The following is a 21,936-nucleotide window of genomic DNA, read 5'->3' on the forward strand; positions in this document are numbered from 1 at the left end:
GGCTTATCCGGGGAAGTTTTCGGGCGATTTGGCGGCCGAGCGGGCAGTTTCCGCCGAGATCGTGCCGCGCCGCACGAGGTCGGACAGGCACTGGTCCAGCGTCTGCATGCCCACGTTGCTGCCCGTCTGGATGGCGGAATACATTTGCGCCACTTTCGCTTCGCGGATCAGGTTGCGCACGGCCGGCGTGGCCAGCATGATTTCATGCGCGGCCACGCGCCCAGCGCCGTCCTTGGTTTTGAGCAAGTTCTGCGAAATGACGGCTTGCAAGGACTCGGACAGCATGGCGCGCACCATTTCCTTTTCCTCGGCGGGGAAGACGTCGATGATGCGGTCGATCGATTTTGCCGCCGACGAGGTATGCAGGGTGCCGAACACCAGGTGGCCCGTTTCGGCCGCCGTCAGCGCCAGGCGGATGGTTTCCAGGTCGCGCAATTCGCCCACCAGAATGACGTCCGGGTCTTCGCGCAGGGCCGAGCGCAGCGCATTGCTGAACGAATGCGTGTGCGAGCCTACCTCGCGCTGGTTGATCAGGCATTTCTTCGGCTCATGCACGAATTCGATCGGGTCTTCGATGGTCAGAATATGGTGATTCAGGCGCTCGTTGACGTGGTTCACCATCGCTGCCAGGGTGGTCGACTTGCCCGAACCCGTCGGGCCCGTCACCAGCACGAGGCCCCGCGGGCGCATGGCCAGTTCGCCGAAGATGCGCGGCGCGTTCAGGTCTTCCAGGGTCAGCACTTTCGACGGAATCGTGCGCAGCACGGCCGAGGCGCCGCGTTCCTGGTTGTAGGCGTTGACGCGGAAGCGGGCCAGGCCGGGAATTTCGAACGAGAAATCGCACTCGAGCGCCTCTTCATACGCCTTGCGCTGGCTGTCGTTCATGATGTCGTAGATCATGCTGTGCACTTCCTTGTGCTCGAGCGGCGCCACGTTGAGGCGGCGCACGTCGCCATTGACCCGTATCATCGGCGGCAGGCCGGAAGACAGGTGCAGGTCGGAAGCCTTGTTGCTGACGGAGAAAGCGAGAAGTTCGGAGATGTCCATTTATAATCCCTGTGCCTGCATTGATGGGCTGGCGCACTGTGCCGCCGCCCCTATACACTAGAAAATGATTATGTCCACAATCGAACAGAACTTGCAAGCCGTGCGCGACAGTATTGCGCAGGCGGCCGTGGAGGCGCAGCGCGCGCCTGCCGACGTGACCCTGCTGGCCGTGTCAAAAACCTTCGGCGCGGACGCCGTGCTGGACGCCATGCGCGCGGGCCAGATGGCGTTTGGCGAAAACTATCTGCAGGAAGCGCTCGACAAGATCGCCTTTGTGAAGGAGGCCTCGCCGCAGCACGTCCCGGCATGGCATTTCATCGGCCCCATCCAGAGCAACAAGACGCGCCCCATCGCCGAGCACTTCGACTGGGTGCATACGGTGGAACGGGAAAAGATCGCCGCGCGCCTGTCCGAGCAGCGCCCTGCCGGCTTGCCTGACCTGAATATCTGTCTGCAAGTTAATATCAGCGGCGAAGCCAGCAAGAGCGGCGTAACGCCGGCTGACTTGCCGGCGCTGGCGCATGCCGTGGCGCTGCTGCCCCGCTTGCGTTTGCGCGGCCTGATGGCGATCCCCGAGCCGGAAACGGATGTCACGCTTCAGCGCCGTGCCTTTGCGCAACTGCGCGCGCTGTACGAACAATTGCAGGCGGACGGGCTGGCGCTCGACACCCTGTCGATGGGCATGTCGGCCGACTTGCGCGCCGCCGTGCTCGAGGGCGCCACCATCGTGCGCGTGGGCAGCGCCATCTTCGGTTCCCGCAACTATTCCTGATGAAGAGAGAACAAGCATGACGACAGAATTGAATATCGCATTTGTAGGCGGCGGCAACATGGCCGCGGCCCTGATCGCCGGCCTGGCGGGCAAGCTGACCCTGGGCGGCAACATCCACGTGATCGACCCGCACGCGCCGGCGCTGGAAAAACTGCAGGCGCAATTCGGCGTCACGACGGCGACGTCCGCCGGTGACGCGTTGCGCGGCGTGGACGTGATCGTGCTGGCCGTCAAGCCGCAAAGCATGCGCGACGTGGCGGCGCAGCTGCTGCCCTTCCTCGACGGCGAGCGGGCGCCATTGATCCTGTCGATCGCGGCCGGCATCCGCGCCGCCGACCTGTCGCGCTGGCTCGGCGATTACCCTGCCATCGTGCGCTGCATGCCGAACACGCCGGCCCTGATCGGCATGGGCATCACGGGCATGGTGGCCAGCAGCGGCGTGAGCGACGAACAGAAAAAGACGGCGGACGCCATCCTGCGCGCCGTCGGCCAGACCGTCTGGCTCGACGACGAAGCGAAGATCGATCCCGTGACGGCCGTGTCCGGCAGTGGCCCCGCCTATGTGTTTTACTTTATCGAAGCGATGCAGCAGGCAGCGGCCGAACTGGGCTTGACGCCCGAGCAGGGCACGCAGCTGGCCATTGCCACGTTTACGGGCGCGGCGCAGCTGGCGGCGAATTCCAGCGAACCCGTGTCGCTGTTGCGCGAGCGGGTCACGTCGAAAGGCGGCACGACCTATGCGGCCTTGACCAGCATGGAAGAGAGCGGCGTGAAGGCGGCCATCGTCAAGGGCATCAAGGCAGCCGCGCAGCGCGGGCGCGAGATGGGAGACGAGCTGGGCAAATAAGTGGACAGGTAATTACATGACCTTGACGGCGCGGCCGATGTAGAGCACCGGCCCCGTCGGCCTGCCCGTGGGCGAACCCGTCGCCGGCTCCAAGGTGATTTCAAACAATTGCTCGGGCTGCAGCGGCGGCAGCTTATCCAGGGTCAATTTGACGCTTTGCCCCGGCTTGACGAGGCCCAGCGAGACGGGCGCGCCCCAGTCCTTGCCCTTGGTCCAGAATTGCAGGGCTTTCTGCTGCGGCACGCTAGTCGGCCCCAGCGGGATCAGGCTCAGGTCGCGGTTCTTGCCGCCGCGTCCGCCCGCCTGCACGATCCAGCCCGGCGATTTATCCTGCGGCGCCACCAGCACCACCAGGTAGCCGGGCCCGCTGGGCGCTTGCAATTGCGTAGTGACCAGCACGGCCAGCACGGCCGTGGCCAGCAAGCCGCCGCCGGCCAGCACTCTCCAGAAGGCCAGGCTGTTCCACCACGCTTGCCAGCCGCCCGCCTGCCGCACGGTGTTCGGCATGAACAGGCTGGCGCTGATGCGCGGCCACAGTTGCGCCGAGGGCGTTTCGGGCGGCGCCAAAGTCGTCAAGGGTAGCAGACGCCGTTCCCAGTCGGCCACGGCGTCGCGCAAGGCGGTGTCAAGCGGCAAACGCTGTTCCAGCTCGACGCGCTCGGCCAGCGCCAAAGTGCCCAGCACGTATTCGCCGGCCAGCCTTTGCAATTCCTCGTCGCTGTTGATCATCCCATGCACTCCCGCAAGGCAGCCAGGCCCCGCTTGACCCAGGCCTTGACGGTCCCCAGCGGCGCTTGCAGGCGCTGCGCGATTTCGCTATGGGAACAGCCATCGACGTAGGCGTACAGGATGCTGTTGCGCTTGGGTTCGTCCAGGTGGCCCAGGCAATCGTGCAGCTTGCCCATGTTCGCCTGCAGCGCGTAGGCGTCCGAGGTGGCGTCGGCATCGTTGCCTTCGCGTTCATGCAGCAGGGTTTCCACGGTATCCTCGTCGGCCGATACTTCATGGGCGCGGGCGCGCGCCACGTTCAGCGCCTGGTGCCGCACCACTACATAGATCCAGCCCTTGCCGCTGCCGCGCGTGGCGTCGAAGCTGCCGGCGCGGCGCCAGATGTTCAGGAAGGCATCGTGCAGCACATCTTCGGCCAAGGCCCGCTGGCGCACGATGCGCAGGGCCACGCCCAGCAGATAGCGGCTTTCCTGCTGGTACAGGCCATGCAATGCCTGCTGCTCGCCCCTGGCGCAGGCGCGCAGGGCGGCATCGTAATCGTAAGGGGCGGCGTGGGCTGGCAAGGTCGGCGCAATCGTTGACTGAACGGTTAGCAAGTTTTCAAGGCCGAGTATAGGTCAGAAACCCGCTTGCCAACCGTCGCTTGAAAGGATTTATGCCGATTTCCAGAAGATGTAGTCGGCCTGGTAGGGCACCCATTGTTTGGCACCGACGGACTCCATGCCGCAGGGGCTGCTTGGCGCCACGCCGCCGCTGGTGGCCACGCGCTGGATGTAGCTGACGCCCTGCATGGCGCCGCTGCCCGTGGCCGGATTGGCTTTCACCAGCTGATACGGGATATTGCCCGCGCCGGCCGGTGCCACGGCCACTTGCGTCGCCGTCACTTTCGAGCCGTCCAGGTTGGCCCAGGTGGCGGGTGGTCCCACATACGTGCCCACTTGCATGCCGCTGCGGTCGTTCAGGGCCGCGTCCGGTCCCACGAAGACCCATTCATGGCCCGTCATGTCTTTCTTGGCCTTGCATTCGTAGGCGATCTTGCCCACGCCCACCGTCTGCATGGCGACCTGATGGCCATCGGGCACCTTGACGGCGTTCGGCAATTGTTCCTGCGAGTAGCGTGCGCTCATCGGTGCGCAGGCAGCCACGAGCAGGGCGGCGCACAGGACGGTGAGCGAGGGGGCGGTATGGCGTGGGGCGGTGGTGGCATGCATGGCAAGCTCCTGGTAGTTGGCTCAACCGGCTGGTTGATACCATTACTACGCAGGGGCCGGCCATTTGGATGCAGCCAGGCAAAAATATTTTATGGCGGCGTTTCTTTTTTGCTGAAACGCTGCGCCAGCGCCAGCACGACGGGCATGGCGGTGGTGGCGTGCTTGAGCAGCGCGCCGCTGGCCCGCAGCAGCGGCAGGAAGCGGCGCGGGCGCACCAGCAGCAAACCCAGCACGGCGCCGCCCACCATCAGGGGAATTTTAAAACGCGTGGCCAGGGTGTGGCGCAGATTGCCGCCCGTTAAAGGTTCCAGCAATTGGCGTGTCTGCACGCCCAGGGCCAGGCGCTGCAGCGCGCATTCGGCCAGCAGCGCGTCACGTCGCTGCGCTAGGCTGGCGGCCGTGTGCACGTGCGACAGTTTGGTGGGATGCGTGGTCATGGCCGCTCCGATCCCCGGCGGGCCAGTAGTTGCAGCTCGTCCAGGTCTTTGTTCAGTTCGGAAAGTGTGAAGGACAGCAGTTTCGGCTTGCTGCGGAAACTGGCGCGCACGCCCAGCAGGGTGGCGACGGCGGCGACGATGAAGACGGCGGCCGTGATGGCGATGGCGGCGATGCGGTGCGTATCCCAGAACAGCACGATGACGAGGAATACGATCAAGACGAGGCCGACGAACAGGCACAGCAGCGCCAGCATGGCCAGCGCCAGATAGGACAGGAAGCGCAGCGACTCTTCTTCCATTTCCACGGCCGCCAGGGCCAGACGGGTCTGGACGATGGCGGCGAGGGTCGCTGCGACTTGGGCGACATGGTGCATGATAGCCATATGCTGCCTTTCGCGTCAGGAGACGGCGAATGCCGTCAATACTGTCTAACGGCGTGACGAGGAAAGCAGCAGGCCGAACAGCACGCCCACGACGGCGCCCGCACCCACGGCTTTCCATGGATTGTCCTGCACGTATTCGTCGGTGGCCTTGGCCGCCTTCTTGGTACGTTCGAGCAAGTCTTCTTCCAGCTTGATCAAGTCTTTCTTGGCCGTTTCCAGGGTGGCGATGAACTTGTCCTTGACGGCTTTGACATTCTCGCCAGTCTGATCCTTGGCGCCATCGAGCCAGCCTTCCGCTTCATTGATGACGTTTTTCAGGTCGCCGACCAGTTTGTCGCGGGCCTTGTCGGCGTCGGCGAGGATGCTGTCGCTGCTGGATTTGCCGGTATGTATCGAGTTCATGTATTACCTCATGGAAGTGAAACTGCACAGTGAAATACCAGTGTAGGCAGCTGCGGCCAGGCCTGTCTTGCGCCGCCTCAAGGGCTGCCGCGGCGCAAAGATCGTTGCTTAACGGAAAGCAATGTCCAGTACCACGCCCGCAAAGACCGCTGCTCCTAGCCAGTTATTATGCCGGAATGCCGCAAAACACGGCATACGCTCGCGTGCGCGGATCAGGGTGTAGTGATAAACGGCGCAGCCGGCCGCCACCAGCAAGCCGGCGACGAACCAGTAACGCAAGCCCAGATACCAGCCGCATGCCAGCCACAGCAGCAGGAAAACGGCATAGCAGAACATGACGATGGCCACGTCGTAGCGGCCGAAGGTGATGGCCGAGGTCTTGATGCCGATTTTCAAGTCGTCGTCGCGGTCGACCATCGCATATTCCGTATCGTAGGCCACGGCCCAGAAGACATTCCCCAGCAGCAGCAGCCAGGCGACGACGGGCACGGAATCCGTGATGGCGGCAAAGCCCATGGGAATGCCGAAGCCGAAGGCGATGCCCAGATACGCTTGCGGAATCGCAAAGAAGCGCTTGAAGTAGGGATAGGTGCCGGCGATGATGACGGCCGCCACGGACAGTTGCTTGGTCAGCGCATTCAGGGGCAGGATCAGGCAAAAGGCCAGCACGGTCAGCACGCTGGCCACGGCCAGCGCTTCCTTGCCGCTGATGCGTCCGCTGGTGATGGGACGGTCCGCCGTGCGCTTGACGAATTTGTCGATATCCTGGTCGGCGTAGTCGTTGATGGCGCAGCCTGCCGAGCGCATCAGGAAAGTGCCGAGAGTGAAGATGAGCAGCAGCCGCCAGTCCGGCACGCCTTGCTGCGCCAGCCACAGCGCGCACAGGGTAGGCCACAGCAGCAATACGGTACCGATAGGCTTGTCCAGCCGTATCAGGCGGAAATACAGCGCCAGCTTGTTCATGGAAGACTCGATCTTGTTGAAGAGAAAGGTCGATTATCGCAAATAGTATGCAAATGTACTATTCGTCGTCTTCGCACAAGGGGGTGATGCCAGGCAAGTTGCAGCCGGCGATGGCCGCGCACAGGGCGTCGATGGCCGCCTTGCGCGTAAAACTCTTGCGCCACAGCATCACTACCCGGCGCGATGGCACGGGGGTGGCGAAGGGCCGGTATTCGAGCATGCCGTCGGTGGCGTGCATATTGGCGACCGAGGCGCGCGGCAAGACCGTCAGGCCGATACCGCTGGCCACCATGTGGCGGATGGTTTCCAGAGAGGAACCTTCGAACGTGCGCTGCATGCCGTTGCCGGGCGAGGAAAAGCGCGCCATTTCGGGGCACACTTCCAGCACCTGGTCGCGGAAACAGTGGCCATTGCCCAGCAACAGCATGGTTTCCGATTTCAAATCCTGTGCGGCGATTTTTTCACGCGCCGTCCACGGATGCTGGCGCGGCATGGCCACGACGAACGGTTCGTCATACAGTTCCTGCATGGCCATGCCGTGATCGGGCAGGGGCAGCGCCATGATGGCCACGTCCAGTTCGCCCTGGCGCAGCAATTCGAGCAGGCGAACCGTGAAGTTTTCCTGCAAAATCAAAGGCATCTGCGGTACCTGGTCTATCATGGCCTTGACCAGCGGCGGCAGCAGGTAGGGGCCGATCGTATAGATCACGCCCAGGCGCAGGGGGCCGGCCAGCGGGTCCTTGTTCTGCTTGGCGAGTTCCTTGATGGCGGCCGTCTGTTCCAGCACGCGCTCGGCTTGCGCGATGATCTGCGCGCCCAGGGGTGTGACGGAGATTTCCGCGCCGCCCCGTTCGAACAGGACCACGCCCAATTCGTCTTCGAGTTTCTTGATGGCCACTGACAGGGTGGGCTGGGCAACGAAACAGGCTTCGGCGGCGTGGCCGAAGTGCTTCGCTCGCGCGACTGCAACGATATATTTCAGTTCAGTCAGTGTCATAGGTTGATTGAAACACAGGAAGTACTTACTTGCAATGAATGAAAGGTGGCGCAAACGTGAAACTGTGGCGCCGATGGCGTATTGTAGCGGATCGCCCCCTATAATGCGGGAGCGGGCGGCGGAAGGAGGGGGCGATGGAACTGCGGATGCAGGCGCTGGAAGCGGCGATCAATTACTGGCGTGCCCGGCAACCGGCGCGCGGCAATGAATATGCGCTGTCGCTGCCCGTCAGCCGCCTGGCCGGCGTGTATGCGCTGATGATTTATTACCGGCAAGATCGCATCGCCGAAGAGGGCCTGGATCCTGCCGTTCTCGCCTTGATCGATGCCTGGCGCCGCCATGCCGCTGGCATCCAAGGCGATAGCCACGCCTGAGTGTGACCGTATTTAACCCAACAAGAGATATCCATGCCTGAATTTGAAAACAAACTGTGCGGTCGTGACGAACTGCGTGCCCGCGCCGCGGCCCTGCCGAAACCGGTGGTCGTGACGAACGGCGTGTTCGACATTTTGCACCGCGGCCACGTGACGTATTTGGCGCAGGCGCGCGCGCTGGGCGCTTCGCTGATCGTTGCCGTGAATACTGATGCATCAGTGAAACGCCTGGGCAAGGGCGACGACCGTCCCCTGAACAGCTGCGAAGACCGCATGGCCGTGCTGGCCGCGCTGGAAGCGGTGAGCCTGGTCGTGCCGTTCTCGGAAGACAGCGCCCTGGAAGTGGTGCAGGAGATCGAACCGGAAATCTATGCCAAGGGCGGCGACTACGACATGGCGGCCATCCCCGAAGGACGCGCCGTGCTGGCGTATGGCGGCCAGGCCGTGGCCATCGATTTCGCGCACGACCGCTCGACCACCAAGCTGTTGACGAAAGTGCGGACGCAGCAGGGCTGAGGACCGTCGTCAATGTTTCCATACAGATAAAAAGACGTTACTATGAGAACTGCCAGGGCTGCGACTTCGTTTCGACAGCCCCAGCACGTTACACCGTCTGATATGCATTGCTTGTCATAGAAAATACATGGATCATAAAACTTCTGGGGATTGGCCACTGCCCTCCGGCGCCTGGTACGTCGATGACGCGGGCGCGTGGAGCATGCAGCGCAGCGCGGACGGCCAGAATGTCTCGCCCTTGGTGAGCCAGGCCGATATCGGCAAGCTGATGTTGGCGCGGCGCCTGCCGGCGGCGGCCGGCGCGCCCGTGCGGCAGTTTCCGCCCGAATTTGCGTTCGACCCCGCCTCGGGCGCGGCCTTGCAAGTGCCGCCCGAGGCGGCCGCCACGCCGTCCGGGGGGGCGCCTTGGGTTCCTCCTTTCGGCGCGCATCCCGTCAGCGACGTGCCGCCGGCCGGTCCGGCCGGCTTGCGCCAGGCCAGCGTACCGCTGAAGCTGGCTGACCAGCGTGCGCGCGAAGAGCATGCGCAAGCCGATGCCTCGCTGCCCATGCCGCCGCCCGGCGAATACGAATTCTTTTCCGCCCCGTTCGGCACGAGCGCGCCCGCGCTGCTGGCGCTCGACCCGCGCAAGGCCGTCTTGCACGCCTGGCTGCCCGCCTCGAAACGCTGGCTGGCGCTGGACCCCGACTATGGCAGCTTGCTGGCCGAATCGGACCTGGCCCACGGCGCCTGGCGCGCCGAGCTGGTGCCGGAATTCAATAGCGTGCTGGTCTTGCCGACCGGCCATGGCCTGGCCTGCATCCGTCCCGACGTGCCTTCGCTGAGCTACGTGGTCGAGCACGTGGGCGGCGCGCCGTGCATCGCCGCGCCTGTCTGGTTCCAGAGCCGCCTGTGGGCACCGCTGCGCGACGACGATGGCCGCATCCGCTTCGTCAACCTTGATGCGCAACAAAAGCCGGGCAGCGACGTGCTGCTAGACGGCGTGGTTGACCTGGGCACCGTCAGCGCCCCCGTCGCCTACAACCGCATGGCCGTGTGGCCCTGCGCCAACGGCCAGCTGCGCCTGCAATTGCAGCCGGACGGCAACGTGGCCGCTTCGTTTACGCCCTGGCCCGAAGGGCTGGTGCCGCATTTCGAATTCGGCAGCCCGTACGTGTCGCGCGATGGCGGCCTGTGGCAGCTGTGCTTCGAGCGCAGCCGCGGCACCTATGTCTACGTGAAACTGGGCGCGCAATCCGAGCGGGCCGACGCGCTGGCGCCGCGCCTGTGTTCGGGCAGCTTCAATTACCGCTTCGCCGCCAAGCTGAAAACGGCGCCGTGGGAAGAACCGGAACACGGCGACGATGGCGGCAAGAACCAGGCCGTCATGCCCTTGCTGGAATCGGGCGGGGGCAGCAGCGTCTTTGGCGTCAAGTTCGCCACCAGCGCCGGCCTGTCGAGCGTGCTGCGCTCGAGCGAGCGCCTGGCGGCCCAGCTGGTGCAGGACGACGAGTTGCGCGAGACCGTGTTCCATACCTTTGCCGTCAGCGAGCCGTGGCGCGTGCGCCTGTTTGTGCATGAAGGCATGCTGTGGGCCTACCACCCGCTGCTGTCGCGCATCGATGGCTGGGCCTTGCAGGCATGAAGGCGCGCTTACTGACCGTGGCTTGCGCCGCGTTTTTCAGCGCCGCCGCCGCGCAGGCGGCCGGCATCCAGCAAGCGTTTCTGGTGCAAAACTCGGGCTGGATGGAGCCGTTTTACACGGATGAGCATTCGCAGCTGAAAGCCCTGGTGGGCGCCGTGGCGCAGGCCGCTACAAACCCGTCCGACAAGGTCTACACCCTGGCCTTCAGCCAGAGCAGCGGCAGCAATGTGTCGCCAGCGCTGATCGGGCAAGGGCAGGGCGGCGCTGGCGTGGCGGGCCAGCTGGCCAATCTGGGCCTGGCGCGCAAGAGCGCCGGCGGCGCGCTGGCCGACACGGATTTTCAGGAAGCCGTGACCAAGACCATCACGGGCCCGTTTCAGTCCGCGTCCGGCATCGTGTGGATCTTTACCAATAACAAGAACAGCCCGAACAACGACAGCCAGACGGCCGAGCGCAACCGCGATTTTTACCGCTTGCTGCACCTGGAACCGTCGATCACCAAGACGGTGGTGTTTCCGCTGCGCATGCCCGTGCAGGGCAAGCTGTACAGCGCCAAGGGCTTGATGGTGTATGCGCTCGCGTATGGCCAGCCCGCGTCCGAGGCGTTGACCCGCATCCTGGCCGAGGGCCGGCTGTCGCAAGTGCTGACGCGTCCGCCCGCGCGGCTGAAACCGGTGGACCAGGATGCCGTGCGCATCGTGCCCCAGTCCGTCAAGAACAGCGCCAACGTGCATGCCAGCCTGGGCCGCGACGGGCGCACCATCGTGCTCGACGTCGATGCGGCGAACCTGGTGCCGCAAGTGGTGCTGCAGGCGTCCTTGCAAAACATGTTTTTCCCGTACGTGATCGACAGCGCCAGGGTGCACGCCAGCCTGGCGGGCCAGAACGCGCCGCTGCACGTTGCGCCAGATCAAATCCGCCAGCTGCAGCCGGGTGCCAGCCAGTCCGTGCAGGTGCAGTTCGCGTTGCCGATGGCGCAGATTCCGTCGCCGTGGTCGGCGCAGGCGATCGCCGCCATGGGCAAGCAGGTGTTGCTGCCCATGCAGGCGCAGGTGGGCCTGTCGGAACAGCGGCTGGCGCTGGCGTCCAGTTTTGGCAAGGATTTGCAGGAACTGTTTCCCGGCGATCCGATCTCCGGCATGTTCACACCGCCCGACAGCGTGCGCGCGTCGCAGGCGACGATCCCGCTGCTGGTGCGCATCCAGTACCCGCTGCTGCCCGTGCTGGTGATACTCGGCGGCGTGCTGGCGCTCGTGCTGGGTTTGCTGGCGCTGGGTTTGCTGGGCACGCGCGCCACGCGCTACAAGGTGCTGGCCGACGGCGTGCAGCGGCAAGTGCTGCTCAAACCCTTCAAAAGCGTGCAGATCCGCGACGATGACGGCCGCGACATTGGCGAACTCAAGCGTGGCCTGGGCAAGCCGGCCGTCGTGCGCGTGGCCGAAGGCCATACCCTGAGCCTGGCCTGATAACGATTTCCTTTTAAACTATTCAAATCCACCAGAGGCATACCATGGCGCAAGAGACTCCCAAAGACAACAGCGGTTTTACCCTGCCGGCCCCCGCATCCGCGCCGCCGGCCGCCGATGCGCCGGGCGCACCAGCATCCACCACGGCCACCACCGAAGCTGCGCCCGCGTTGGACGCCGCCGCCACGACCGACACCTCGTCGCGCGACACGCTGATCGGCGGCGTCGTGCTGTTGCTGCTGTTCGTAGCCTTTTTCTTTGCCAAGAATGCCTATGCGAATGGCCTGGTGGCCAAGCGCGTGCCGCCGAACAAGGCCAATGCCTCGGGCTGGTGGCTGTTCATCTTCCTGGCCAGCCTGGCGACCGGTGTCGTGCTGGCGGCCGTGAATGCCCATAAATTCCTCGCGCCGCTGTTCATGGGACCGCTGGTGCTGGTGGGCCTGGTCGCGTTACTGTTGACCTTTACTTCCAGCCGCCGCTAAGAATACGCCGTTGCACGCATCATCGAAGGAATCACCATGGCAGAGAACCTGAACCAAACCATCACCGGCGGCGCCAGCGAGCGCAAGCAGGACAAGATCATCGAACTGCGCCCGACCCTGTTCATCGGCATCGGCGGCACGGGCATGCAGGTGTTGATGCGCGTGCGCCGGCGCATCCTCAACACCCTGTGGGGCGGCGCGGGCAACCGCACGCGCATCGAGGGGCTGGCCGACTTCCCCATCGCGCAATTCATCCATTTCGACCTCGACAATGGCGCCGTGATCGAGAGCGGCGAGTCGCAGGCGAAGGACTTGCAGTTCGACCAGGTGAAGTTCACGGACGATGACAAGGTGGTCGAATCGTTCGACATGGACAAGTACAGCCGTGATGAAGATTCCCTGGAAAAGTATCCGCACATCAAGGAATGGTTGCCGCTGACGCCGCAGCGCATCCGCGAGCTGCGTTTCGACATGAGCAGCGGCGCCGGGCAGATCCGCGCCGTGTCGCGCCTGTATTTCTTCGACAAATACGCGAAGATCCGCGACAAGATCCGTTTTAAGCTGAAAGCCCTGAAGGCGGGCCTGTCGCACGAGCGCCAGCTGGCCGAACTGGGTTTGCGCATGGAAACGAACCGTTTCCGCATCGTCATCGTCGGTTCCGTGGCGGGCGGCACGGGTTCCGGTTCCTTCCTCGACATGGGCTTGCTGGCGCGCTGGCTGGCGCGCAGCGAAGTGGGCGCGGCCGACGTGGAGCTGATGCTGTTCTTGCCGACCGGCTACACCAAGGCCAACAAGGACCGGGTCGAGGCCAACGGCTATGCGGCGCTGATGGAGCTGGAATCGGCGATGATGGGCAACAAGGGTTATGTGGGCCGCTGGGACGCGTATGACCGTCCGGAGCTGACGCGCGAGCCGTACAGCGAGGTGTACCTGATCGATTCGGGTAATCTTGCCCAACAGCACACCAAGGATGTCAGCGACGTCTACCACATGGTGGCCGACTCGCTGTTCGAGGATTTTGCCTCGGCCGACTTCGCCCGCGCCAAGCGTTCGATCGCCGTCAACCAGGCGCAGCACAAGAATTCGCTGTACAACGCGCCCGTGCCGCAAGACCGCTTCGGCGACATGCGTTTGTATTTCTCGAAGCGCTTTTCCTCGTTCGGCATGGCCGTGCTCGATACGCGCCAGGAAGCGGCGCGCGACGAGCGGGCCCACCGCTGGGCCGGCGCCATGCTGCAAGCGTTCTTTGGCGTGGGCGGCACGGACGCGGGCGCCAACCGCGCCACGGATACGCAGCGCGATAATTTTCTTGCTGCAAATATGTTCCTGAAGGGCACGCCCTTCAGCGATTTCCCCGAGTTTTCGGACAAAAGCATCGAACTGAAGCGCTCCAGCGGCGACTTCATCGATTTCCGCGTCGTCGACGAATTGCTGGAAGACCGCCACGGCCACTTGCTGGCCGGCGTGGAAAACCGGGTCAATACGCGCATTAACGATATCCGCACGGGCTTCGACCGCAGCGAATGGCCGGCCCAGGTGCGCGACGCCATGAAGCACCTGGAACGCGACGCCGTGCGCGACCAGGATTCCACGGCCGACACGACGGAAGACCGCATCAGCAAGCGCCGCCGCGAAGTGCTCGACGACGTCAAGAAAGTCGTGCGCGACCAGTTGTATGGCTATCTTGATAATAAAGAATTCGGCGGCCTGGAATACGTGCTGTCGCTGGTGGAACAGATCAAGGACCGCATCGAGGCGCCGGGCAGCGGCTTGACGGCGCAGATCGGCGCGAATGCCGAGCGCTACCGTGAAATCAAGGAAGCCGTGCGCTCGCGCGAATACGAGCGCCTGCTGAACAACCTGGAACAGACGCGCAGCACCTTCGGTTTCCTCAGCAATGGCGAAAAGCAGGCGGGCGTGGTGATGGATCATTTGCGCACGGAAATGGCGAATGCGCTGAAATTCCATCTGCGGGCCAAAGCGGCGGACGAGTCCGTCATCCTGCTGGGCGAGCTGTCGCGCTGGCTGGGCAACCGGGTCGGCGTCGATGCGCAGGGCCGCGCACAGTGGAATGGCCTGGTGGGCGAGCTGCAAACGGGCCGCGAAGGCGTGCTGGCCATGCTGGCGGAACTCAAGACGGCCAATACCATCCTGCAAAAGGACCTGGACAAGGAACATGCGACCCTGATCGTCATTCCCGTCACGGAAAAAGACATCGCGCTGCCGTCGGCGGCCACCTTGCGCCAGTGGGCCGATGAAGCGTTCAAGGACATGGGCGGCTCAAAAGCCCTGTTCCCCATGCTGGGCGAACCGGCGCAGCGCGGTTTGATCCTGGCCAAGGTCACGCGCATGGCCGAGAACATGATCGCCACGGCGGGCCTGGCGGAAGGGGCGACGAGCACGCCCGACCCCCTGTTCGAGGCGCTGGAACAGATGGATGTATCCGAACGCCTGGACCGCTTCCGCAAGCTGCTGGCCTGCTCCATGCCCTGGATCGACGCCAACATGGCGGGCGACTTCACGGTCGTGTCGGACCAGTTCAAGTGCGTGATCGGCGTAGCCAACGCGGCCGCCTTCAAGGCGAAGTTCGGCGCCGAGCTCGAATCGTGCGTGCCGACCCAGGTGGGCATCACGGTGAGCCAGCTGGAAATCGTCGAGACGGGCATCCGCGGGCGCGCCGTCTGCTATTGCGAGCTGGCCGGCGTGCCGATGACGGTGCTGCGCGGCCTGGAAGGCTGGCGCACCAGCTACCGCAAGGAAGGCGACAACGACAAGGCGCCGACCCACACGCATATTGATCCAACGCAATTTACGCACCCGATCGCGCCCAATACCGATGAAATGAAACGCCTGGCCGAGGATTTCGGCGAGTTCCTGCAAGCGATCATGCTGGGCGTGCTGACGCGGCACACGGGCAGAGTCGTGCCGCCGGGCCAGTACCAGTTCGCCGTCGAACCGGGCGACCTGCGCCGCATCGGCAACGAACGGGCCATCCGCCAGAACGGCATGCCCGCCTCGTACGAGAAAAATATCGCCCTGCGCATCGAGGAAAAATTGACGGCGCTTGACGCCGTGCAGACGGCGGCCATGGCGGCGCTGGCAAAATACTATGAACGCACGGTGTATGCGCCCAAGCTGGTGGCGCAGGCCGATGGCTCGCAGCTGCCGTACGTCGGCTTTGGCAGCGCCATTTCCGCCGAGCTGGGCGCGCGCCTGCGCGAATCGGCGCGCCGCAAGGGCATGGCCAGCGATGAGCTCGACCGCACGGTGCAAGCCTTGCTGGGGCGCCTGAAGGAATGGGCGAACGTGATCGGCGACTCCGACGGCGACGCTTACGAATGGGAAGTGCGCGAGCCGGAAGCGGACGGCCAGCCCCGGTTGAAATATGCGATCAAGGGAGAAATGCTGGAAGCGGGACGCCTGGAGCAATTGCTGCGCCCGGCCAGCGCGCCGGCCGCTGGCGTGGCGCCGGCCTTCGGCATGGTGCCGCCACCGCTGGGCGGCATGCCGCCGCCGCTGGTGGAATACCAGTATTTCCTGGGCATAAACGGCCAGCAGCAGGGACCGTTCACGGCCCAGCAGATCGTGCAGTACGTGCAGGGGGGGCAGGTCGTGCCAGCCACCACCAAGGTGTGGCGCGCCGGTTTGCCGGCCTGGGCCGAGCTGGCCCAGTTCCCCGAGCTGGCGCCCTTGTTCCTCAGTGCGCCACCACCGTTGATGCCGCCGCCTCTGTGAACGCTGGAATGACGTTGGAATGAAGGATTAGTTTTGGATATCTGCAACAAATGCAAGACGGGCCTGTGGACCGTTGTCAGCCATTGCCCGTACTGCGGGCAGGCGCAGGCTGGCGCAGTCCAGCCAGCCGCGGCCGTGCCGCCGCCGCTGCCCGTGCAAGCGCCTGTAACAGCGCCTGTGCCGCCTGTGCCAGTATCGCCGCCTGTGGCGCCCAAGCCGCCGCCTCAGCCGGTGGCACCGGCGCCTGCGCCGAAAGCGCCGCCCAAGCCGGCTCCGGCTCCGGCTCCGGTCCCGGTGCCGCCGCAGGCCGCGCCGAAGCCCGTGCCGGTGCCGCTATCGGCGCCTGCACCGACAGTCCCGCCGCCGCCGCGCAAGTGGCTGCGCTGGCTGGGCGGCGCCGTCGTGCTGGCGGCCGTCATCGTCTACATGAATGGCAAGCCGGGCGGCAAGAGTGAATCGGCCTGCAATGACGCCATCGACAGTGGCTTGAAGCTGGTGGCGAATGGCAGCCTGGACGGCGCCCGCCAGAAGCTGGCGACGGCGAAAAATGTGTGTACGGGCAAGTCGAGCGCCAAGGCCGACGATCTGCAGGCGGCGATCGGCAAGGCGGGCTCTGGCTCGAGCGGCTGTCAGCGCGGCGTGCGCGCCATCGAGCGCAATATTGACGGCCATCAATTGCAAAGCGCCGCCAGGGGCATTGCCGGGCTCGACATCGATTGCGCGGGCGCTGCCAGCGTGGATTCCTTGCGCAAGCAGCTGGCGCGCCAGCAGGCGGCAGCCGCGTCCGTGCTGGTCGGCGTGCGCCAGGCGCTCGATGGCAAGGATGCGACGGCGGCCCGCAATGGCATCGCCAGGCTGGAAGCGATCGACCGCGAAGCGGTGGAATTGCCGCAGCTGAAGGCCGACGTGCAGGCGCTGTCGATGGCGGCGCCCGTTTCTGCCCCGTCACCGGCCCCGGCGCAGGCAGCAATGCCGGCACAGCAGGAACCGGCGCCCGCGCGCGCGGTCGAACGTCCAGTGGTGACCGAACGCCGTACGCTGGAAACGTCGCCCGTCGATAGCGGCGCGGCCATGCGCAACGAGATGGCGCAATCGTTCCTGCGCGATGCCGAGCGTTCTTTGCTGGAAGGCAAGTTCGATGCGGCCAAGACCTATCTGGAAAGCGCGCGCCGCGTCGATCCGGGCAATGCGCGCATCGACAACCTGTCGCGCCGCATCCGCGAGCGCGAACGGCAAGTGCTGCAGACGGAAACAACGATCAATTAGCCATCTGGGGAGTCACCATGCTGAATCACACCACCTTGCGCGCCGTCGCTGCGCTGACCATCGCGGCCATGCTGACCGGCTGCGCCACGGCGACTATGAGCCCGAACGGCGTGCGCCAGGACAGTTCCTATCCGCAAGGCGGCGCCCAGGCGGCCACGGATGAGGATCCGTGCAGCGTGGGCACATCGGCGGCGGCCGGTGCGGCCGTGGGCGCGCTGCTGGGGGCGCTGGCGGGCGGCAAGAATGGCGCGCTGAAGGGCGCGGCCATCGGCGGCGGCCTGGCGGCGGCCGGTTGCCTGGCCATCAATGTCAATTCGCGCCAGACCAAGACGGCGGCGCAGGCGGACCGCGACTACATCCGTACGCGCGGCGCCTTGCCGCGCGAGCCGCAAGTGGTGTCGTACACGCCGCAGCTGAGCGCGTCGACCGTCAAGCGCGGCCAGCCGTTCAAGGTCAACTCCGTGGTGGAACTGGTCAACGGCAGCGCGCAAAGCGTCAACGACGTGCGCGAAGAGCTGGTGGTGCTCGACCCGCAAGGCCAGCCGTTCAAGTCCGGCTCGAAAGCCCTGGCCAGCAACAACAAATCGGGCGGGCGCTTTGAAAACTCGTTCGAGCTGACCTTGCCGGCCGGCGTGTCGCAGGGTGTGTATGGCGTCAAGACGAATTTATATGTCAACGGCAAGCTGGCCGCCACGCGCGACCTGCGCACGCAGCTGGTGATGCTGGACGACAATAGCGGCGCGGCGCAGCTGGCGCTGCGCTGATCGCCGTATGCAAATGCGTAGGTCGGATTAGCGGGGTAAAGCCCCGCGTAATCCGACAACACCACTAACGCCAACAATGTTGTCGGATTACGGCCCCTTGGGCCTAATCCGACCTTGTATTATTCCCCTCATGCCGTTCGTGGTATTGCGAACGGTATCGACCGCTGTCAAAATCTTGATAGGCATATCAAGACCGGGTAACTGGATGCCGTATCCGCCCTTAGGCCCCGAGCCAGCTCCGTAGATCTCGCACCAGTTACCCATCCTCCATGTCAAGATCGGACAGTATCTTTGGCACCGGCATGCCGGTTAGCCCGCATTTGCAAGGTAGATCGCAAGAGGACCACAGCATGTTTAATTTAGGAATCGACGTTGCCAAGGCCAAGCTCGACTGCGCGCTGCGCCTGCCCAACGGCAAGCATCGTAACAAGGTTGTCGAGAACAACCACCAAGGATTCACCGCGCTCCACGCATGGCTGCTGAAGCATGCTGCCGGCAGCCCCAGGGTGTGCATGGAAGCGACGGGCACGTATTGGGAAGGGGTTGCCGAATATCTCGCTGGACTTGGCATGGTGGTCAGTGTCATCAATCCAGCCCAGATCAAGGCCTTCAGCGCTTCACGCCTGGTGCGCACCAAGACCGACAAGGTCGACGCACAGCTGATCGCCGACTTCGCCCATGAACGCCAGCCAGAGCCCTGGCAGGCGCCATCGCCGGCCGAGCAATCGCTGCGCGCGCTGGTGCTGCGCCTCGATGCCTTGCAAGCGATGCGCCAGCAGGAAAGCAACCGGCTTGAAGTGGCGCGCGCGGCGGTACGCCAGGGTATCGAGGATCATATTGCCTGGCTCGACGCCGAGATCAAGGCGCTGATCCTGGCGATCCGCCGTCATATCGATGACGACCCGGATTTACGCGGCAAGCGCGAATTGCTCGATAGCATCCCTGGCCTGGGCGAGCGCACGATTCCCGTGCTGCTGTCCTACTACGCCAATCCTGAGCGCTTCGACAGCGCCAAGCAGGCGGTGGCGTTTGCGGGCCTCGATCCGCGCCAGCACGAGTCAGGTTCCAGCGTGCGTGGCAAGCCACGCATGTCGAAGGTCGGCCACAGTTTCCTGCGCAAGGCACTGTACATGCCGGCCATGGTGGCAGTGCATAAGACGCCTTGGGGCAAGCGCTTCGGTCAGCGTCTGCGTGACGCCGGCAAAGCGCCCAAGCTGATCATCGGCGCCATGATGCGCAAGCTGGTGCACGTGGCATTCGGCGTGCTCAGGTCGGGAAAAATATTTGATCCGGCCTTGCACGCCGCTTGACGGGGATAACAGTATCTACGCGCCGCCGGCGTATCCATGCTGGCGCCAGGCCTCGTAGACAACGACGGCCACCGTATTCGATAAATTCAAACTGCGGTTGTCCGGGCGCATGGGCAGGCGGATGCGTTGCTCTGCCGGGAAACCGTCGCGCAGGGCTGGATCGAGGCCTTTCGTTTCCGAGCCGAACACGAACACGTCGCCCGGCAGGAAGGCCACGTCGCCGAACGGGCGCGAGCCGCGCGTCGTCATGGCGAACATGCGGGCGGGGTCGGGCTGGGTATCGGCCAGGAAGGCTGCCCAATTCTTGTGCACCTTCATCTTCGCGTAATCGTGGTAATCGAGGCCGGCGCGCTTCATCTTGGCATCGTCGAGGGGAAAGCCCAGCGGTTCGACCAGATGCAGCTGCGCGCCCGTGTTCGCGCACAGGCGGATGACGTTGCCCGTATTGGGCGGGATTTCAGGTTCTACCAAAACAACGTGAAACAAAATGCTCTCCTTGGTCTATCTCTCATATATACAGCGAATTTAATGCGGCGGCGTGCGCGCCACCACCAATATGCTGACCCTGGCCGACCCCGCGCGCTTGCAGGCGGCCGCCAGGGCGTTGACGGTATGGCCGCTGCTCATCACGTCGTCGACGATGCCGACATGGCATCCTGGCAATAACGCCGCATGGTCCGGCGCGATGGCGAACGCGTGCGCCAGGTTGGCTTGCCGTTCCTGCGGCGCAACGCCGCTTTGCGCCCGCGTCTCGCGCACGCGCAGCGCCAGGCGGGGCTGTAAAGGCACGTCCAGCAGGCGCGCCAGCGGGCGCGCGATTTCCAGCGCTTGGTTAAACCCCCGCTCGGCCAGCCGGGCCGGGCCCAAGGGCACTGGACACAGCAGTTGTGGCGCTTGCCATTCCTGCTGTTGCTGAATGGCAACATGCAGCAGTTCTGCGAACAGGGGCGCCAACGCCAGTCGCGCGCCGAATTTCAGCTGCAGCAGCAACTGGTCGACGGGCGCCGCATAGTCAAACGCCGTGACGGTGGCGTCATATGCGGGCCGCTGGCGCAAACAGCGCCCGCAGAGTTGAGCCACCTCAATGTCAGCGAGCGGATTGGCGCACTGGCGGCAGCGGTGGCGCAGTTGCCCGCGTCCTTGCCCCAGGTACTGCGCGCGGCAAGGCGGGCACAGCACTTGCGGGCCGCCGATGCCGCACAGCGCGCACTGGGCCGGCAGCACGGTGGCGCCCAGCCACAGTCGCAACGCCCGCCAGGCGGCATCAAATTGTTGCCGGGTGGCGGTCCGCATCGCGATGGCGTCGTTCCATGTACACTGCCGACATTATCTCACCTCACCCGATTCAACATGCCAGTTCCCACCAGTCCGCCCAAAATGAGTGCGCCCATCGATGCGGTGCAAGTACGCGATTTCTTTTCCCGTCCGGCGCGCGTCGCGCCGTCGGACTTCCTGCGCCGCGAAGTGTCGGCACGCATGCACGAGCGCCTGGAGCTGGTGAAAATCACGCCGCATCGCGTGCTTGACGCCGGTTGCGGCCCCGGCGCGGACCTGGCGCAGTTGCACAAGGATTATCCCGCTGCGCAGATTATCGGTCTCGATGCAGCGCAAGCGATGATGCAGGCGGCGCGCGCGCCTGCGTCGAAACTGGCCAGCCTGAACCAGTTCCTCAGCAAGTTGCTGCCGGCCAAGACAGGCGTGGATTTGTTGTGCGGCGACCTGGGCGACCTGCCGCTGGCGCAGGGCAGCATCGACCTCGTGTGGTCGAATCTGGCGCTGCACTGGCATGCCCAGCCCGACCGCGTGTTTGCCGAATGGCGGCGCGCGCTGCGCCTCGATGGCTTGCTGATGTTTTCCTGCTTCGGCCCCGATACCTTCCGCGAAGTGCGCGACGCCTTTGCCGAGGCGGATTTATATCCGCACGCCTTGCCCTTCGTCGACATGCACGATTTTGGCGACATGCTCGTCGAGACGGGCTTTTCCACGCCCGTGCTGGACATGGAGATCATCACCGTCACCTACGATACGGCGGAAAAACTGCTGGCGGACATGCGCGCCTTTGGCGGCAACCCGCTCACCACGCGCCGGCGCGGCCTGATGGGCAAGGCGGCCTGGCAGCGCATGCTGGCCGCGCTGGAAAAGACGCGCCGTCCCGACGGCAAGCTGGGTCTGAGTTTCGAAGTGATCTATGGCCATGCCTTCCGTCCCGCGCCGCGCGTGACGCGCAATGGCGAAGCGATCATCCGCTTCGATCTGCCGCGCAAGCCCAAATAAAAGGGCAAAGAAACCGACACTTGGTCGCATTCGCGCGCGATGTGGCAACTTGGCGTTGCAAAGCGCGCGGCGGCCGGGAGAAGGGCGCGCACAAAGCCGATTATTGCTTGATGGATTCAAGTTTACTTGATTATAATCGTTGATTGTTTGTCAGCTTGCTAATTGAAAAAAACAAGGGCTGCATACAAAATAAAAAAAACAAAGCGAGACTTATTCGAAGTTACTGCATTAGTATAGTAACCATCTTCCACACGAGGCCATTTCGATGTGGGGAAGAAAAACAGGGTTCCAGCATGGTTGCGCGCCGCCGTTTTTTGCTGCGGCAGCCAGCATGGAA

General features: G+C 64.3%; 23 protein-coding genes. 12 read left to right on the forward strand and 11 right to left on the reverse strand.

The features are described 5' to 3' along the window. Positions 1 to 3: 3 nt before the first annotated feature. Positions 4 to 1,047, reverse strand: coding sequence for a type IV pilus twitching motility protein PilT (locus D9M09_RS02125; RefSeq protein ID WP_070312390.1), 1,044 nt, complete (start codon positions 1,045 to 1,047; stop codon positions 4 to 6). 70 nt (positions 1,048 to 1,117) lie between these two features. Between D9M09_RS02125 and D9M09_RS02130 the strand changes: the two genes are divergently transcribed. Together D9M09_RS02130 and proC are read left to right on the forward strand one after the other, a co-directional pair. Next, a complete protein-coding gene (locus tag D9M09_RS02130) occupies positions 1,118 to 1,819 on the forward strand; it encodes a YggS family pyridoxal phosphate-dependent enzyme (RefSeq protein WP_070290071.1) in 702 nt (233 codons plus the stop codon). A gap of 16 nt (positions 1,820 to 1,835) precedes the next feature. Beyond that, on the forward strand, positions 1,836 to 2,666 hold the full coding sequence (gene proC / locus D9M09_RS02135; RefSeq protein ID WP_121668473.1) for a pyrroline-5-carboxylate reductase: 831 nt from the start codon (positions 1,836 to 1,838) through the stop codon (positions 2,664 to 2,666). Positions 2,667 to 2,678: 12 nt separating this feature from the next. On the opposite strand, the gene D9M09_RS02140 is transcribed toward proC, so the two are convergent. The 8 genes from D9M09_RS02140 to D9M09_RS02175 form a co-directional block, all read right to left on the reverse strand. Further along, the gene (locus D9M09_RS02140) at positions 2,679 to 3,395 is read right to left on the reverse strand and encodes an anti-sigma factor (protein ID WP_121668474.1); all 717 of its coding nucleotides are present in this window, start codon (positions 3,393 to 3,395) and stop codon (positions 2,679 to 2,681) included. Continuing rightward, on the reverse strand, positions 3,392 to 3,958 hold the full coding sequence (locus D9M09_RS02145) for a sigma-70 family RNA polymerase sigma factor (RefSeq protein WP_070290077.1): 567 nt from the start codon (positions 3,956 to 3,958) through the stop codon (positions 3,392 to 3,394). The genes D9M09_RS02140 and D9M09_RS02145 overlap by 4 nt, the downstream gene beginning before the upstream one ends. A 90-nt stretch (positions 3,959 to 4,048) precedes the next feature. Next, positions 4,049 to 4,606, reverse strand: a complete 558-nt coding sequence (locus tag D9M09_RS02150; protein ID WP_070312386.1) for a DUF3455 domain-containing protein — start codon at positions 4,604 to 4,606, stop codon at positions 4,049 to 4,051. 89 nt (positions 4,607 to 4,695) lie between these two features. Continuing rightward, positions 4,696 to 5,043, reverse strand: coding sequence for a hypothetical protein (locus tag D9M09_RS02155; protein WP_121668475.1), 348 nt, complete (start codon positions 5,041 to 5,043; stop codon positions 4,696 to 4,698). Beyond that, positions 5,040 to 5,417: a phage holin family protein gene (locus D9M09_RS02160; protein WP_083287244.1), complete on the reverse strand. Its 378-nt coding sequence runs from the start codon at positions 5,415 to 5,417 to the stop codon at positions 5,040 to 5,042. Before D9M09_RS02160 ends, D9M09_RS02155 begins: the two co-directional genes overlap by 4 nt. Positions 5,418 to 5,471: 54 nt before the next feature. Continuing rightward, on the reverse strand, positions 5,472 to 5,828 hold the full coding sequence (locus tag D9M09_RS02165; protein WP_070290084.1) for a glycine zipper domain-containing protein: 357 nt from the start codon (positions 5,826 to 5,828) through the stop codon (positions 5,472 to 5,474). A gap of 108 nt (positions 5,829 to 5,936) precedes the next feature. Continuing rightward, a complete protein-coding gene (gene ubiA, locus D9M09_RS02170) occupies positions 5,937 to 6,791 on the reverse strand; it encodes a 4-hydroxybenzoate octaprenyltransferase (RefSeq protein WP_121668476.1) in 855 nt (284 codons plus the stop codon). A gap of 58 nt (positions 6,792 to 6,849) precedes the next feature. Further along, on the reverse strand, positions 6,850 to 7,788 hold the full coding sequence (locus D9M09_RS02175) for a hydrogen peroxide-inducible genes activator (protein WP_070312382.1): 939 nt from the start codon (positions 7,786 to 7,788) through the stop codon (positions 6,850 to 6,852). Positions 7,789 to 7,922: 134 nt separating this feature from the next. Here D9M09_RS02175 and D9M09_RS02180 point away from each other — a divergent pair, with 134 nt between their 5' ends. The 9 genes from D9M09_RS02180 to D9M09_RS02225 all read left to right on the forward strand — a co-directional run bounded on the left by D9M09_RS02180 (position 7,923) and on the right by D9M09_RS02225 (position 19,325). After that, positions 7,923 to 8,162, forward strand: coding sequence for a DUF3717 domain-containing protein (locus D9M09_RS02180; RefSeq protein WP_070222578.1), 240 nt, complete (start codon positions 7,923 to 7,925; stop codon positions 8,160 to 8,162). A gap of 33 nt (positions 8,163 to 8,195) precedes the next feature. Continuing rightward, a complete protein-coding gene (gene rfaE2, locus D9M09_RS02185; protein WP_070222576.1) occupies positions 8,196 to 8,678 on the forward strand; it encodes a D-glycero-beta-D-manno-heptose 1-phosphate adenylyltransferase in 483 nt (160 codons plus the stop codon). 127 nt (positions 8,679 to 8,805) lie between these two features. Beyond that, positions 8,806 to 10,302, forward strand: a complete 1,497-nt coding sequence (locus D9M09_RS02190; protein WP_162995545.1) for a hypothetical protein — start codon at positions 8,806 to 8,808, stop codon at positions 10,300 to 10,302. Next, the gene (locus tag D9M09_RS02195) at positions 10,299 to 11,768 is read left to right on the forward strand and encodes a hypothetical protein (RefSeq protein WP_121668478.1); all 1,470 of its coding nucleotides are present in this window, start codon (positions 10,299 to 10,301) and stop codon (positions 11,766 to 11,768) included. Before D9M09_RS02190 ends, D9M09_RS02195 begins: the two co-directional genes overlap by 4 nt. 44 nt (positions 11,769 to 11,812) lie before the next feature. After that, positions 11,813 to 12,250, forward strand: coding sequence for a hypothetical protein (locus D9M09_RS02200; protein ID WP_121668479.1), 438 nt, complete (start codon positions 11,813 to 11,815; stop codon positions 12,248 to 12,250). Positions 12,251 to 12,286: 36 nt separating this feature from the next. Continuing rightward, complete coding sequence (locus D9M09_RS02205; RefSeq protein WP_121668480.1) at positions 12,287 to 15,985, forward strand: tubulin-like doman-containing protein; 3,699 nt, start codon at positions 12,287 to 12,289, stop codon at positions 15,983 to 15,985. Positions 15,986 to 16,018: 33 nt separating this feature from the next. Further along, on the forward strand, positions 16,019 to 17,251 hold the full coding sequence (locus D9M09_RS02215) for a hypothetical protein (RefSeq protein WP_162995546.1): 1,233 nt from the start codon (positions 16,019 to 16,021) through the stop codon (positions 17,249 to 17,251). 17 nt (positions 17,252 to 17,268) lie between these two features. Then, entirely contained in the window at positions 17,269 to 18,015 is a 747-nt protein-coding gene (locus tag D9M09_RS02220; protein WP_070290099.1) for a hypothetical protein, read from the forward strand. Between the two features lie 350 nt (positions 18,016 to 18,365). Then, positions 18,366 to 19,325 carry an IS110 family transposase gene (locus tag D9M09_RS02225; RefSeq protein ID WP_121668350.1) on the forward strand — a complete coding sequence of 320 codons (960 nt, stop codon included), beginning with the start codon at positions 18,366 to 18,368 and terminating at the stop codon, positions 19,323 to 19,325. A 15-nt stretch (positions 19,326 to 19,340) separates the two neighbouring features. On the opposite strand, the gene trmL is transcribed toward D9M09_RS02225, so the two are convergent. Then, positions 19,341 to 19,811, reverse strand: a complete 471-nt coding sequence (trmL, locus tag D9M09_RS02230) for a tRNA (uridine(34)/cytosine(34)/5-carboxymethylaminomethyluridine(34)-2'-O)-methyltransferase TrmL (RefSeq protein ID WP_070222564.1) — start codon at positions 19,809 to 19,811, stop codon at positions 19,341 to 19,343. Between the two features lie 39 nt (positions 19,812 to 19,850). After that, positions 19,851 to 20,618: a ComF family protein gene (locus D9M09_RS02235; RefSeq protein ID WP_121668483.1), complete on the reverse strand. Its 768-nt coding sequence runs from the start codon at positions 20,616 to 20,618 to the stop codon at positions 19,851 to 19,853. A gap of 57 nt (positions 20,619 to 20,675) precedes the next feature. Here D9M09_RS02235 and D9M09_RS02240 point away from each other — a divergent pair, with 57 nt between their 5' ends. Next, on the forward strand, positions 20,676 to 21,599 hold the full coding sequence (locus D9M09_RS02240) for a methyltransferase domain-containing protein (RefSeq protein WP_240453531.1): 924 nt from the start codon (positions 20,676 to 20,678) through the stop codon (positions 21,597 to 21,599). Positions 21,600 to 21,936 lie beyond the last annotated feature (337 nt).

It is taken from the genome of Janthinobacterium agaricidamnosum (assembly GCF_003667705.1).
In the GTDB taxonomy this organism is placed as follows: domain Bacteria; phylum Pseudomonadota; class Gammaproteobacteria; order Burkholderiales; family Burkholderiaceae_D; genus Janthinobacterium.